Origin of the sequence: Pararhodobacter oceanensis, assembly GCF_003076755.1 — a bacterium.
Taxonomy (GTDB): domain Bacteria; phylum Pseudomonadota; class Alphaproteobacteria; order Rhodobacterales; family Rhodobacteraceae; genus Pararhodobacter; species Pararhodobacter oceanensis.
This window is the reverse complement of record NZ_QDKM01000003.1, coordinates 345,518-358,630: the sequence shown is the minus strand read 5'-3', so window position 1 is coordinate 358,630 and position 13,113 is coordinate 345,518. Positions and strand designations below refer to the sequence as shown.

Annotated in this window: 10 protein-coding genes; 8 read left to right on the top strand and 2 right to left on the bottom strand. The window is 67.7% G+C overall.

Annotated features, from left to right (window positions below; all coding sequences use genetic code 11):
• Nucleotides 1-51 precede the first annotated feature (51 nt).
• Entirely contained in the window at nucleotides 52-987 is a 936-nt protein-coding gene (locus tag DDE20_RS09245) for an ABC transporter ATP-binding protein (protein ID WP_116558189.1), read from the top strand.
• A gap of 12 nt (nucleotides 988-999) precedes the next feature.
• Here the strand turns inward: DDE20_RS09245 and DDE20_RS09240 are convergent, their stop codons facing one another.
• Both DDE20_RS09240 and DDE20_RS09235 read right to left on the bottom strand, forming a co-directional pair.
• Entirely contained in the window at nucleotides 1,000-2,133 is a 1,134-nt protein-coding gene (locus tag DDE20_RS09240; RefSeq protein ID WP_165814468.1) for an MFS transporter, read from the bottom strand.
• A gap of 134 nt (nucleotides 2,134-2,267) precedes the next feature.
• The gene (locus DDE20_RS09235; protein ID WP_116558188.1) at nucleotides 2,268-2,870 is read right to left on the bottom strand and encodes a DUF1285 domain-containing protein; all 603 of its coding nucleotides are present in this window, start codon (nucleotides 2,868-2,870) and stop codon (nucleotides 2,268-2,270) included.
• Nucleotides 2,871-3,112: 242 nt separating this feature from the next.
• Here DDE20_RS09235 and DDE20_RS09230 point away from each other — a divergent pair, with 242 nt between their 5' ends.
• The 7 genes from DDE20_RS09230 to DDE20_RS09200 all read left to right on the top strand — a co-directional run bounded on the left by DDE20_RS09230 (nucleotide 3,113) and on the right by DDE20_RS09200 (nucleotide 13,111).
• Nucleotides 3,113-4,117 (top strand): AAA family ATPase, encoded by a 1,005-nt coding sequence (locus DDE20_RS09230; RefSeq protein WP_116558187.1) that lies wholly within the window; start codon nucleotides 3,113-3,115, stop codon nucleotides 4,115-4,117.
• Nucleotides 4,114-5,001: a DUF58 domain-containing protein gene (locus DDE20_RS09225; protein WP_240607951.1), complete on the top strand. Its 888-nt coding sequence runs from the start codon at nucleotides 4,114-4,116 to the stop codon at nucleotides 4,999-5,001. The genes DDE20_RS09230 and DDE20_RS09225 overlap by 4 nt, the downstream gene beginning before the upstream one ends.
• Entirely contained in the window at nucleotides 5,001-7,790 is a 2,790-nt protein-coding gene (locus DDE20_RS09220) for a DUF4159 domain-containing protein (protein WP_116558185.1), read from the top strand. Before DDE20_RS09225 ends, DDE20_RS09220 begins: the two co-directional genes overlap by 1 nt.
• On the top strand, nucleotides 7,787-9,856 hold the full coding sequence (locus tag DDE20_RS09215) for a hypothetical protein (protein WP_116558184.1): 2,070 nt from the start codon (nucleotides 7,787-7,789) through the stop codon (nucleotides 9,854-9,856). The genes DDE20_RS09220 and DDE20_RS09215 overlap by 4 nt, the downstream gene beginning before the upstream one ends.
• Nucleotides 9,857-10,282 carry a DUF1801 domain-containing protein gene (locus DDE20_RS09210; RefSeq protein ID WP_116558183.1) on the top strand — a complete coding sequence of 142 codons (426 nt, stop codon included), beginning with the start codon at nucleotides 9,857-9,859 and terminating at the stop codon, nucleotides 10,280-10,282.
• A 117-nt stretch (nucleotides 10,283-10,399) separates the two neighbouring features.
• Nucleotides 10,400-11,833, top strand: coding sequence for an FAD-linked oxidase C-terminal domain-containing protein (locus DDE20_RS09205; protein ID WP_116558182.1), 1,434 nt, complete (start codon nucleotides 10,400-10,402; stop codon nucleotides 11,831-11,833).
• 144 nt (nucleotides 11,834-11,977) lie between these two features.
• The gene (locus DDE20_RS09200) at nucleotides 11,978-13,111 is read left to right on the top strand and encodes an FAD-binding protein (protein ID WP_116558366.1); all 1,134 of its coding nucleotides are present in this window, start codon (nucleotides 11,978-11,980) and stop codon (nucleotides 13,109-13,111) included.
• Nucleotides 13,112-13,113: the final 2 nt, after the last annotated feature.

Genomic DNA, 13,113 nt, shown 5'->3' with positions numbered 1-13,113 from the left:
AGCGCCTATGCGGTTGGGTCTGACAATAAACCATTGCCGGGCAGGAGCAAGATGACCGAACATGCAATCGAAATCCAAGGCCTGCGCAAACGCTACGCGGGTAACAAAAAGACCGGCCCCAAGGATGCGCTCAAGGGCATCGACCTGACCATTCCGCAAGGCTCGGTGTTCGGGCTTCTCGGCCCCAATGGTGCCGGAAAATCGACGCTGATCAATATTCTCGCCGGTCTGGTGATCAAAACCGAGGGCAAGGTCAAGATCTGGGGCTTCGATCAGGACCAAAGCCCGCGCCAGTCGCGCGCCGCCATCGGGGTGATGCCGCAAGAACTGACCATGGACCCCTTCTTCACCCCGCGCGAATCGCTCGAGGTGCAGGCCGGTCTCTACGGGGTGCCCAAATCCGAGCGCCGCACCGAGGAAATTCTCGAACTCATCGGCCTGACTGACAAGGCCGAGGCCTATGCCCGCACCCTTTCGGGCGGTATGCGGCGGCGGCTCTTGCTGGGTAAGGCGCTGGTCCATCACCCGCAAATCCTGGTGCTCGACGAGCCCACGGCAGGCGTCGATATCCAGCTGCGGCAGATGCTCTGGGACAATGTGCGGATGCTCAATGAGCAGGGCATGACGATCATCCTGACCACCCATTATCTCGAGGAAGCGCAAGAGATGTGCGACGAGATCGCGATCATTGATCAGGGCGATCTGATCATCCGCGATACCACCTCGGCGATTCTGGCGCGGATGGACACCAAGACGCTGTTGGTGCGCGCCGAGGGCGATGCCGCGATCCTCGCGCAGGTGGCACTGCCCGAGGGCGTGCAGCGCAACGACCGCGCCGATGGCTGGATGGCGTTTTCCTATCCGCGCAGCCGCGTCGAGGCCGGGCAGATCCTCTCGGCGCTGACCACGGCGGGGGTGAAAATCATCGATCTTTCCACCACCGAGCCCGATCTCGAGGACGCGTTTCTCGATCTCACCGGCGGCTAATCCTCGCGGTGGCTAACCCGCCGCAGGCCGCAGCGCTCCGGCGGCGCCGATAATCAGCGCCGCCAACAACGCGAGCAGTGCAAAAGCCATGGGCAGCGAGGTCAGATGCGCCACGCCGCCCACCACCACCGGCCCCAAGAGCATCCCGCCATAGCCCAGCGTCGCGACACCGGCGATCGCGCGGCCCGGCGCCACGCCCTGCTGGTTGGCGGCGCGCGAAAACGCCAGCGGGATCAGCGCCGCATAGCCAAAACCGACCAGCGCAAACCCCGCCAGCCCCGTCGCCAATGTCCCGCCGATCAGCGCCACCACCAGCCCCAAAGCGGCCAGCGCCCCGCCCAGCCGCGCCGTGGCCACCGGCCCGATGCGGCGCACCAAGCCATCGGCACCCAGCCGCGCCACCACCATCGCCGCCGAGAACACGCCAAAACCCAACGCCGCGCTGGCCTGCGAGGCAGAGGCCACCTCGATCAGGAACACCGCGCTCCAATCCGCCATCGCGCCCTCGCCAATCGACGAGCCCATCGCCAAGACGCCAACCAACAGCAAGGCGCGCGGGGGCAAAGCGAATCCCGCGCCGCGGGCGGTGATCTGCGATTGCCACGGCAGCCGCGCCAGCCAAAGCGCCAGCGCCGCCGCCAGCAGCGCGCCCAAGGCGAAATGCTCCAGCGGCGCCAGCCCTGCTTTGACCGCCAGAAACCCCGAGCCCGCGCCGACACCTGCGCCAAGGCTCCACATCGCGTGAAACGCCGCCATGATCGGCCGCCGCGCGGCGCGCTCGACCTCGGCGCCCCAGGCGTTCATCGCCACATCCATCGCGCCATGCCCCGCCCCGAACAATAGCGCCAAAGCGGCCAGCGCCCCAAGCGATCCTGCCGTCGCCAAAAGCGGCGCGGTCAGCGCGTAGCAGACCGCTACGATCCGCACCGTGTGCGCGGCGCCGAAACTGTCGCTCGCCCAGCCCGCCAGCGGAAACGAGACAATCGCCCCCGCCGCCATACTCAGGAACACCAGCGTCAGATCCGCCGGTTCCAGCGCCAGCGCCTCGACAAACCCCGGCACCCGCCCCGCCCACATGCCAAAGAGCAGGCCGTTAAGCGCAAACATCGCCGAAACCGCCACGCGCGGCGTAGATTTGAAAGCCATGAGATACCCGCTCGCCAATTGCCGCCATCTAGGCCGTCAGGCGCGTCACAGGCAATCCGCGCCGCTCCACTTTTTGCCATAAATATCCTGGGGGAGCGACGGCACGTCGCGGGGGCAAAGCCCCCTCTTGCCGCTCAGGGCAATTCTGCCGAAGGGATCAGCGCAAAGAACACCCCGCCGGACCACAGCCCGAACCAGCTCGCCCCCTCATGCTCGGCATGGGCGCCCAGTTCAATCAGCCGGTAGAAACTCTTGCGGTCGATCAAGGCCTCAAGCCCCGCGCGGATCATCACATAGGGCGCAGGCTCGCCGCTGTCTTCGTCCCGCTCCAGCCGAATCGGATGCTCGGGCCCGGCCTCGGCGCTATCCCCGACATTGGTTTCAAACCGCAATACTTGCCCGTCGCCGCTGCCGCTGACCTCGAAATCCACCGCCACGAAAGGCGCGTCCTCAACCGTGATCCCGACCTTTTCCACCGGTGTGACCAGAAAATACTTGCCGTCCTCCAGCTTGAGGATCGTCGAGAACAGCCGCACCAAAGGCGCGCGGGTGATCACCGTGCCCTCGTGATACCAGGTGCCGTCGCGGGCGATACGAATGTCGATCTCGCCGCGATAGGGTGGATCCCACAGATGCACCGGCGGCAAGCCGCCCTTGCCGCCTGCCGCTTTCGCCGAGGCTTCCAATGTCTGCGCGCTGGGCGGCGCTGTCTCTGGTTGTTTCTCTGGCGGGGCCATGGGGAACCTACCTGTGATTTACGTCTCTGCCCCGCCTACATAGCGCGATCCACGCGGAAATCACGCCCAAACCCCTCCCCGAGCCAGCAATCCCCAGTCACGCCCCGGTCACATTGTCTTGTGACCGCAGGGAAAACGCGCAACTTACTCTGGGCGAAAGGGGGCGCGTTGACATATAACCCTCGCAGAAAACCCGTGCTGCCCGCAGGTAGCCACCCAACACCTACCGGAGGTTTCCGCCGATGACCGACAATTTGGTTCCCGCGATCGAAGCGCTGAGCGCGCGGTTAACCGAGGCCCGCGCGGCCATTGAACCGCGGTTCATCGGGCAGGAAGAGGTTGTCGATCTGACCCTGATGGCGCTCTTATCTGGCGGCCACGCGCTGCTCGTCGGCCTGCCGGGCTTGGGCAAAACCCGGCTGGTGGACACATTGGCCACGGTGATGGGGCTGGGCTCGAACCGCATCCAGTTCACCCCGGATCTGATGCCCGCCGATATCCTCGGCTCCGAGGTGCTGGAAACCGCCGCCGATGGCCGCCGCGAATTCCGCTTTATCGAGGGGCCGGTGTTCTGCCAACTCTTGATGGCCGATGAGATCAACCGCGCCAGCCCGCGCACCCAATCGGCGCTGCTGCAGGCAATGCAGGAACACGAGGTCACCATCGCCGGACAGCACCGCCCGCTCGGCGCGCCCTTTCATGTGCTGGCCACGCAAAACCCGATCGAGCAAGAGGGCACCTATCCGCTCCCCGAGGCGCAGCTTGACCGCTTTCTGGTGCAGATCGACGTCGGCTATCCCGACCGCGACACCGAGCGCGAGATCCTCCTCGCCACCACCGGCACCAGCGAGGGCGCGGCATCTCAGGTGTTCACCGCCGCTGATCTGATCGAGGCACAGGCGCTGATCCGCCGGATGCCGGTGGGCGACAGCACCGTCGCCGCGATCCTTGATCTGGTGCGCGCCTGCCGTCCGGGTCTGCCCGACGCCGACCCGACCTTGGGCGACAGTCTCGCTTGGGGGCCGGGGCCGCGCGCGGCGCAAGCCCTGATGCTGGCGGTGCGCGCACGCGCCTTGTTGCAGGGTCGTCTCGCCCCCTCGGTCGAGGATGTCGCCGCGCTCGCCCGCCCGGTGCTGATCCACCGTATGGCGCTCAGCTTTGCGGCGCGGGCGCGGGGCGAGAGCCTTGGCACGGTGATCGACCGGATCACCGACCGCGTCACCGGCCGTCTCGGTGCCGCTGCGTGAGCCAACCCGCCGCTCCACTCCTGCGTCGCCACGCCGAAGCGCTCTCGGGGGCCTTGCCGCCCCTGATGGTCGCTGCCGAGCATCTGGCGAATTCGATGCTGCCCGGCGCGCATGGGCGGCGACGCATCGGGCCGGGTGCGGAGTTCTGGCAATTCCGCCCCTCGGCGCCCGGGGATGCGGCCACACGCATCGACTGGCGGCGCTCGGCGCGCGGCGACGATCTGTTTGTCCGCGAGACCGAATGGCAGGCGGCCCGCGCGGTGACGCTCTGGGTCGATAGCGGCGCGGCGATGCAGTTTTCCGGCGATAAATCCCGCGACAGCAAAGCCGCCCGCGCCTCGCTCTTGGCGATGGCATTGGCGCTGGTGCTGCTGCGCGGCGGCGAGCGTGTCGGCCTTGCCGGTGCCGGTCTACCGGCGCGCGCCGGTCGCGGTCAGGCGGAATTGCTCGCCTATGCGCTGACCAAAGAGGCGCAGCCCGAGGGCGAACACGGCGCGCTCGATCTGCACTCTGCACCAGCGGGCGGGCATGTGGTGCTATTCTCTGATTTCCTCGGCGATCTCGATCACGTCGAGGCCGCCCTTGATGTCGCCGCCGCCCGCTCGATGCGCGGGATATTGGTGCAGATCCTTGATCCGGTCGAAGAGGATTTCCCCTTTGACGGGCGCACCCGGTTTGAAAGCATGTCGGGGCATCTGAACTACGAGACCCTGCGCGCGGCGGATCTGCGCGGCGATTATCAGGCGCGGCTGAGCGCCCGCAAGGACCGGCTGGCCCTGCTCGCACGGCAATCGGGCTGGCACAGCACCACGCTGCACAGCGACCGGCCTGCCGCCGAAGGGCTCCTTTGGCTCTATCACGCGCTGGGCGCGGGGGGCCGCTGATGCTGAGCTTCGGTGCCCTTGGCTTCACCGCGCCGGTCTTGCTGTTCGCGCTGGCCGCGCTGCCGATCCTCTGGTGGCTGCTGCGCGCCGTGCCCCCCGCACCGGTGCGCCGCCGCTTCCCCGGTATCGCGCTTTTGTTGGGCCTGCGTGAGCGTGACCCCGAGAGCCAGCGCACCCCGTGGTGGCTCTTGGCGTTGCGTGTGGGCGCATTGGCGGCGCTGATACTGGCGCTGGCCGGGCCGGTGTTGAACCCGCAGCGGGTGGTGCCGGGGCAGGGGCCGCTCTTGGTGGTGATGGATGCCAGCTGGGCCAGCGCCCGCGACTGGCCGCGCCGGATCGAGCGGGTCAGCCGCGCGCTTGATGTCGCGCAGCAGGCCGCGCGTCCGGTGGCGGTGGTGGCCCTGACCGCACCGCCGGTGGGCGCGGTGGAATTCCGCGCGCCGGAGCATTGGCGCGAACGCCTCCCCGGCCTGACCCCGCGCGCCTTCGCCCCGCAAGCCGCGACAGACTGGCTCGACGCCCTGCCCGAAGGCATCGAAACACTCTGGATTTCCGACGGCCTCGCCCGCGACAGCCGCGGCGCGCTGCTCGCCGCTCTGTCCGACCTCGGCCCGCTGCAGGTCTTCGAGCCCGCCACGCCGGTCCTCGCCCTCGCCCCCGCCAGTTTCAGCGGCGATACCGTCAGCCTGACCCTGCGCCGCAGCCAAGGCCCCGCGCAAGACCTGACCCTTTTGGCCATCGGCCGCGATCCCGCGGGCATCGAGCGGGATCTTGCGCGCCAACCCGTCGCCTTCGCCGCCGGTGAGCGCGCCGTCGATATCGAATTCACCCTGCCGCCCGAATTGCGCAACCGTATCACAAGGTTTCAGGTCGCGGGCCAGCGCGGCGCCGGTGCGATCAGCCTTGCCGACGACAGTCTGCGCCGCCGCAAGGTCGCCCTTTTGACCGTGCGCGCCAATTCCGAGGCTTTGGCGCTGCTCTCGCCGCTGCACTACATCCGCGAAGCGCTGGCCGATAGCGCCGATGTCATTGAATCCGCCAGCCTCGATGATCTGCTGCTCGCCGGTCCCGATGTGCTGGTGCTTGCCGACCAACCCGGCATGACCGAAGCCGAGGTCGAGGCCGTCACCGAGTGGCTCAATGAGGGCGGGCTGCTGCTGCGCTTTGCCGGACCACGGCTGGCGGGCGCGGGGCTCAATGCCGCGGCGGGCAGCGTGGCGACGCGCGGCGAAGACCCGCTGTTGCCGGTGCCCCTGCGCGCCGGTGGCCGCACGGTGGGCGGCGCGATGAGCTGGGGCGATCCGCGCTCTTTGGCGCCGTTTCCTGACGATTCGCCCTTTACCGGCCTGCCGGTGCCGGGTGATGTCGGCATCCGCGCGCAGGTGCTGGCCGAGCCGGGGCCGGACCTCGCCGCGCGCACCATTGCCGCGCTGGCCGATGGCACGCCTCTGGTCACGCGGGTGTCGCGCGGGGCGGGGCAGGTGGTCTTGTTCCATGTCACCGCCAATGCCGAATGGTCGAACCTGCCGCTCTCGGGCCTGTTCGTCGAGATGCTCGACCGGCTGGCGGTTTCGACCCGTGGCAGCTTGCCGCAAGCGCGCGAATTATCCGGCACCACATGGCAACCCGAGGAACTCCTCGACGGTTTCGGCCTGTTGCACCGCGCCGATGACCGCGCTGCCGTCAGCGGCGAGGCGCTGGCGCCGGTGCTCGCAGGGACCACGCCGCCGAACGCCGATCTGCCGCCGGGCCTCTACGCCGGTGCCGCCTTCCGCTTGGCGGTGAATGCCACCAACGCGCAGACCCAATTGACCCTCGCCGACTGGCCCGCAGGCACGCCCATCGAGAGCGGCTTCGCCCAGCCCGAACTGCCGCTCGCGGGCTATCTCTTGGCGTTGGCGGCGGCGCTGATGATGCTTGATGCGCTGGCCACTTTGGCGCTGGGCGGACGGCTGTTGCGCGCGGCGGGCGTCGCCGTGGCGCTGGGGCTGGCAGGCACCACACCGCAACTCGCACAGGCGCAAGAGGTCTCGCCGCGCATTCTCGAGGCCACCGAATCCGTGGTGCTGGCCACCGTCGCCAGCGGTGACGCGCAGGTCGACGCCACCGCGCTGGCCGGCCTGCAGGGCCTGTCGCAAGCCTTGTTCCTGCGCTCCTCGGTCGAGCCCGCCGCGCCGATGACCGTGGATATCGAGCGCGACGAACTGGCGCTTTACCCTTTCCTCTACTGGCCGGTGATCGAGACCAGCCCGATCCTCAGCTCTGACGCCTACGCGCGGCTCAACCGCTATCTGCGCTCGGGCGGGATGATCCTCTTTGACACCCGCGATGCCGAAATCTCGCGGCTCACCGGCGGCACCACCCCCGCCGGACGCCGCTTGCAGCGCATCGCCGCCGGTCTCGATATCCCGCCGCTGGAACCTGTGCCCGCCGACCATGTGCTCACCCGCACCTTCTATCTGCTGGCCGATTTTCCGGGCCGCTACCGGGGCGGCACGCTCTGGGTCGAGGCCGCACCGCCGGGGGCCGAACGCGCCGAGGGCATGCCGTTTCGCAACCTCAACGACGGGGTGACGCCGGTGGTTGTGGGCAGCAATGACTGGGCCTCGGCTTGGGCGGTGGACGAGACCGGCATGCCCCTGCTGCCGGTCGGACGCGGCACCACTGGCGAGCGGCAACGCGAAATGGCGCTGCGGTTTGGCATCAATCTGATCATGCATGTGCTCTCGGGCAATTATAAATCCGATCAGGTGCATGTGCCGGCGCTGTTGGAAAGGCTGGGTCAATGATCGGCGACTATATCCTCTTTGATCCGCTGCTCGGCTGGCCCGTGGTCGCGGTGGTCGCCGCGCTGGCCTTTGTGATCACAACACTGGCGCTCTGGCGCAGGCTGGCGGGCTGGGGATTGCGGGCGCTGGGGCTGGCGCTGATCGTGCTGGCGCTGGCCAACCCCTCGCTGCAATCCGAGGACCGCGAGACCCTGCCCGATATCGCCTTAATCCTCAGCGACGAGACCGGCTCGAACCGGCTGGCCGGACGCAGCGCGCAAACCGAGACCGCAACCACGCATCTGCAAGAAGAACTCGCGCGGATGGGCGTGCTCGAGCGCCGCATCGCCGTGCCCGACGCCCCCGACAACGGCGGCTCGCGGATCAACACGGCGCTGGATGAGGCGCTCTCGGACGTGCCGCGCGACCGGTTGGCCGGGGTGTTCATCGTCTCGGACGGGCTCAGCCATGACCAAGTCAGCGCCGAAGTTCCCGCCCCTGTGCATCTGCTGCAAACCGGCGCGGCGGACGACTGGGACCGCCGCCTGATCGTGCGCAACGCCCCCGCCTACGGCATCCTCGGCGAGACGGTGATGCTGACCGTGCGCATCGAGGACGAGGGCGCGGTGCCCGAGGCCCTGCGCGGCCTGCCGGTGCGCATCGGTTTCGCGCTCAACGGCGAGGGCATGCAATACGCCTCGGCGCCGGTCGGGCAGGATATGGAACTGGCCCTGACGCTCGAGCGCGGCGGCCTCAATGTGCTGCATTTCACCCTTGATCCCGCCGCGGGCGAGCTGACCGAGCGCAACAATTCCGCGGTGGTGCAGATCAACGGCATCCGCGACCGGCTGCGCGTGCTTCTGGTCTCCGGCGAGCCGCATACCGGCCAGCGCACATGGCGTAACCTGTTGAAATCAGACCCCGCCGTGGATCTCGTGCATTTCACCATCCTGCGTCCGCCAGACCGGCAAGACGGGGTGCCGGTCAATGAACTCTCGCTGATCGCCTTCCCGACCCGCGAATTGTTCATCGAGAAAATCGACGAATTCGACCTGATTATTTTCGACCGCTACCGGCGGCGCGGGATCCTGCCGAATTCCTATTTCCAGAACATCCAGCGCTATGTCACCGAGGGCGGCGCGCTGTTGATCGTCGGCGGGCCGGAACTGGCCAGCGCCGAATCGATCTATCATTCGCCGCTTGGCTTCATCATGCCCGCCGAGCCGACCGCGCGGGTCTTCGAGCAGCCGTTCACGCCGCATCTCTCCGACACCGGCGCCCGCCATCCGGTCACCGCCGGTCTCGCCGCCGATTGGCCCGAAACCGCCGAGGGCTTGCCCGGTTGGGGCCGCTGGCTGCGCCAGATCGACCTGACGCCAACCTCGGGCGAGGTGACGATGCTGGGCATCAACGACCGCCCCTTGCTGGTGCAGGACCGCGTCGGCGACGGACGCATTGCGATGCTGGCCTCGGATCAGGCGTGGCTCTGGGATCGCGGTTTCGAGGGCGGCGGCCCGCAGGCGGAACTCTTGCGGCGGCTGGCGCATTGGATGATGGCTGAGCCCGATCTGGAAGAAGAAGCACTGATTGCCGAGGGCGAGGGGCTGACCCTGAATGTCACCCGCCGCTCGCTCTTGGACGGGCCGCATAGCGTGGTGATCACCCGCCCCGACGCCAGCACCGCGACGCTCGACCTGACCGAGACCGCGCCGGGTCGCTTCACCGCCGCGTGGCAGGGCGATGAGCCGGGGCTCTACCGGTTGCACGCGGGCGAGTTGGACACGGTGGCGATCCTCGGCACCGCCAACCCGCGCGAATATGAGCGTGTGGTCGGCGATAGCGCCCCTCTGGCGCCGCTGCTGGCTGCCACGCGCGGCGGTGTCGCGACGGTGGCCAACGGCTTGCCCACCCTGCGCGCGGTTGAGGCCGGTCGCCAAGCTTTCGGGCGCGGCTGGCTGGGGATCACCCCGCGCGAGGCCTATGTGACCACCGATCTGCGCCTGACCCCGCTCCTGCCTGCGTGGCTCTGGCTGCTGCTCGGCGCGGGGCTGTTTCTGGGCGCATGGCTGCGCGAGGCGCGGCGCTAAATGGTTGCGCCCGCTCCGTCGCAAACCGTTGCCGCCGCTTTCGCGCGCTATCCGGTGGAGCTGCAGGCCACCTTCGCCGCGATCCGCGCGCTGATCTTCGAGGTGGCCGCCGGGTCCGAGAATGTCGGGCCGCTGACCGAGACCCTCAAATGGGGCGAACCCGCCTATCTGACCGAGGCGAGCCACAGCGGCAGCACGATCCGGCTGGGCACGGTGAAATCCGCGCCGGAGTGCTGCGCTGTGCTGTTCAACTGCCAGACCAGCCTTGTCGAGAGCTTCCGCAGCCAGTTTGAAGGCGTGTTTACCTTCGACAAGAACCGCGCGTTGATTGTCCCGCACGGCGACATGGCCAGCGCGGATTTCCCCCGCGACGCCTTGGCGCAGTGCCTGCATTCCGCGCTGACCTATCACCGCCGCAAGCGCTGATCCGCCCGACGCCGCGCGATTTCCCGGCAATCACGATCAATCCTGGACAGATCCCTAGACTCACCGCCAAAATTGGTTATATTTTTTTACCAAAATGGGGTGGAAGAGGGGAAAGCCATGGAAATGCCGGTGCCAAATCCGGGCGTTCTGGCGCGCAAAGCACGGATTGTCGCGCTATTGCGCAAAGTGCTGCCCGAGGACGCGGTGATCGACGATCCGACCGCCACCCGCGCCTATGAGTGCGACGGTCTGACCGCCTACCGCTGCCCGCCGCTCGCTGCGGTGCTGCCGCGCACCACCGAAGAGGTCGCGGCGGTGCTGAAAATCTGCCACGCCGAGGGCGTGCCGGTGGTGCCGCGCGGCTCGGGCACCTCGCTGGCCGGGGGCGCTTTGCCCACCGCCGACAGCGTGATTTTGGGCGTGGCGCGGCTGCGCGATGTGCTCGAGACCGATTACGACAACCGCTTTATCCGCGTGCAAACCGGCCGCACCAATCTCAGCGTCACCGGCGCGGTCGAGGCCGACGGGTTTTTCTATGCCCCCGACCCCTCCAGCCAGTTGGCCTGCGCGATTGCCGGTAATATCGCGATGAATTCGGGCGGCGCGCATTGCCTGAAATACGGCGTCACCACCAACAATCTGCTGGGCGTGACCATGGTGTTGATGGATGGCACAGTGGTCAAGATCGGCGGCGCCCATATGGACGCGGGCGGGCTGGATCTGTTGGGCGTGATTTGCGGTTCCGAGGGGCAATTGGGCGTGGTCACCGAGGCGACGCTGCGCATCCTGCCGATGCCCGAAGGCGCACGGCCGGTGTTGATCGGCTTTGACAGCAACGAGGTCGCGGGGGCCTGCGTCTCGGACATCATCAAAGCGGGCATCCTGCCGGTGGCGATCGAATTCATGGACCGCCCCTGCATCCGTGCCACCGAGGCTTTTGCCAAAGCCGGCTATCCCGATTGCGAGGCGCTGTTGATCGTCGAGGTCGAGGGCGCAGACGCCGAGATCGACACCCAGCTGGCGCTGATCCGCGAGATTGCCCTGCGCCATGATCCGGTGGAATTTCGTGAAAGCAAATCCGCCGAGGAAAGCGCGAAAATCTGGCTGGGCCGCAAATCCGCTTTTGGCGCGATGGGGCAGATCAATGACTATATGTGTCTCGACGGCACGATTCCGGTCTCGGAACTGCCCTATGTGCTGCGCCGGATCGGCGAGATGTCCAAGGACTACGGGCTGGATGTGGCGAATGTCTTCCACGCGGGCGACGGCAATATGCACCCGCTGATCCTGTTTGACGCCAATAAACCCGGCGATCTGGAGCTTTGCGAGGCTTTCGGCGCGGATATTCTCAAGCTCTGCGTCGAGGTCGGCGGCTGTCTGACCGGCGAACACGGGGTTGGCATCGAAAAGCGCGACCTGATGCATGCGCAATTCTCTACCGCCGATCTGGAAGCGCAGATGCGGGTCAAGGATGTGTTTGATCCGTCGTGGCTGCTCAATCCGGCAAAAGTGTTCCCGCTTGATGCCAGTGCCACACGGCGCGCGGCATGACCGGCGGGGTGAGGGGGCGGTGCTCGGGCCCCGTCGAGGGGCCGCTCGCACCGATGGGGCCGCCCCACCCGCGGCCAAAGGGGCGCACGCGCCCCCTTGGGACCCCCGTGGATATTTTTGGACAGATGAGGGGCGCAAGTGGTGATGCAGCCAAGGACTGAGGCGGAACTGGCCGAGGCGGTGCGCGGCGCTGCCGGGCCGCTGCGCATCTGCGGTGGCGGCACGCGGGGGATCGGGCGGGTGGTGCCCGGAGAGCTGCTGTCACTCGCGGGGATCAGCGGGATTTCGCTCTATGAGCCGGGCGCTTTGACGCTGGTCGCAGCCGCCGGCACGCCGCTGGAGGAGATCGAGGCGGCGCTGGCGGCGGAAGGGCAGATGCTGGCCTTCGAGCCGATGGATCACCGCGTGCTTTTGGGCAGTTTCGGCGTGCCGACGATCGGCGGCGTGGTGGCGGCGAATGTCTCGGGCCCGCGGCGGGTCTCGGCGGTGGGCGCTTGCCGCGATGCGCTTCTGGGTGTGCGCTTTGTCGATGGCAGCGGGCAGGTGATCAAGAACGGCGGGCGGGTGATGAAGAATGTCACCGGCTATGATCTGAGCAAGCTGATGGCGGGGGCTTATGGCACGCTTGGCGTGTTGAGCGAGGTGGCGCTGAAAGTGCTGCCGCGGCCCGAAGCGGAGACGGTGCTGACCATCGCGGGGCTCGATGCGGGGCAAGCGGTGAAGGCAATGGCGGCGGCACTGGGCTCGCCCTATGAGGTGACCGGCGCGGCTTATGATCCGGCGCGCGGCGTGCATATGCGGGTCGAAGGGTTGCGCGCCTCGGTGCAGTATCGTGCGCGGGAATTGGCGGCGCTATTGGCCGGATTTGGCACGGTTGCTCTGGAGGAGGATCGGGGCGCCTCAGCGGCCCTGTGGCAGCAAATCCGCGATGTCGAGCGCTTGGCGCCGCATCAGGTGGTGGTGCGGGTGTCGATGAAACCAAGTGATCTGCCGGTGATCCTGCAGGATGTGGGCGCTGGCGATGACTATCTCGCAGATTGGGGCGGTGGCCTGCTGTGGATCGCGGCCTCGGAGACCGACGGGCCGGCACTCTTGGAGAATTTGCAGCAGTTTTGCGCCCGCTCTGGCGGCCACGCCACGCTGGTCAAAGCGCCCGAGGCGATGCGCCGCTCCCTGCGCAGTTTTCAACCCGAGCCTGCGGCGCTTGCGGCATTGACCGCCGGTCTGCGCGCGCGTTTCGATCCGCGCGGCATCCTCAACCCCGGGCTGATGGAGTAGCC

What these genes read in the sequence shown, in the direction of transcription:
- DDE20_RS09200 (WP_116558366.1), top strand. Translation starts at nt 11,978, where the DNA reads ATGCAGCCAAGGACTGAGGCGGAACTGGCCGAGGCGGTGCGCGGCGCT.
- DDE20_RS09240 (WP_165814468.1), bottom strand. Translation starts at nt 2,133, where the DNA reads ATGGCTTTCAAATCTACGCCGCGCGTGGCGGTTTCGGCGATGTTTGCG.
- DDE20_RS09215 (WP_116558184.1), top strand. Translation starts at nt 7,787, where the DNA reads ATGATCGGCGACTATATCCTCTTTGATCCGCTGCTCGGCTGGCCCGTG.
- DDE20_RS09205 (WP_116558182.1), top strand. Translation starts at nt 10,400, where the DNA reads ATGGAAATGCCGGTGCCAAATCCGGGCGTTCTGGCGCGCAAAGCACGG.
- DDE20_RS09230 (WP_116558187.1), top strand. Translation starts at nt 3,113, where the DNA reads ATGACCGACAATTTGGTTCCCGCGATCGAAGCGCTGAGCGCGCGGTTA.
- DDE20_RS09245 (WP_116558189.1), top strand. Translation starts at nt 52, where the DNA reads ATGACCGAACATGCAATCGAAATCCAAGGCCTGCGCAAACGCTACGCG.
- DDE20_RS09235 (WP_116558188.1), bottom strand. Translation starts at nt 2,870, where the DNA reads ATGGCCCCGCCAGAGAAACAACCAGAGACAGCGCCGCCCAGCGCGCAG.
- DDE20_RS09210 (WP_116558183.1), top strand. Translation starts at nt 9,857, where the DNA reads ATGGTTGCGCCCGCTCCGTCGCAAACCGTTGCCGCCGCTTTCGCGCGC.
- DDE20_RS09220 (WP_116558185.1), top strand. Translation starts at nt 5,001, where the DNA reads ATGCTGAGCTTCGGTGCCCTTGGCTTCACCGCGCCGGTCTTGCTGTTC.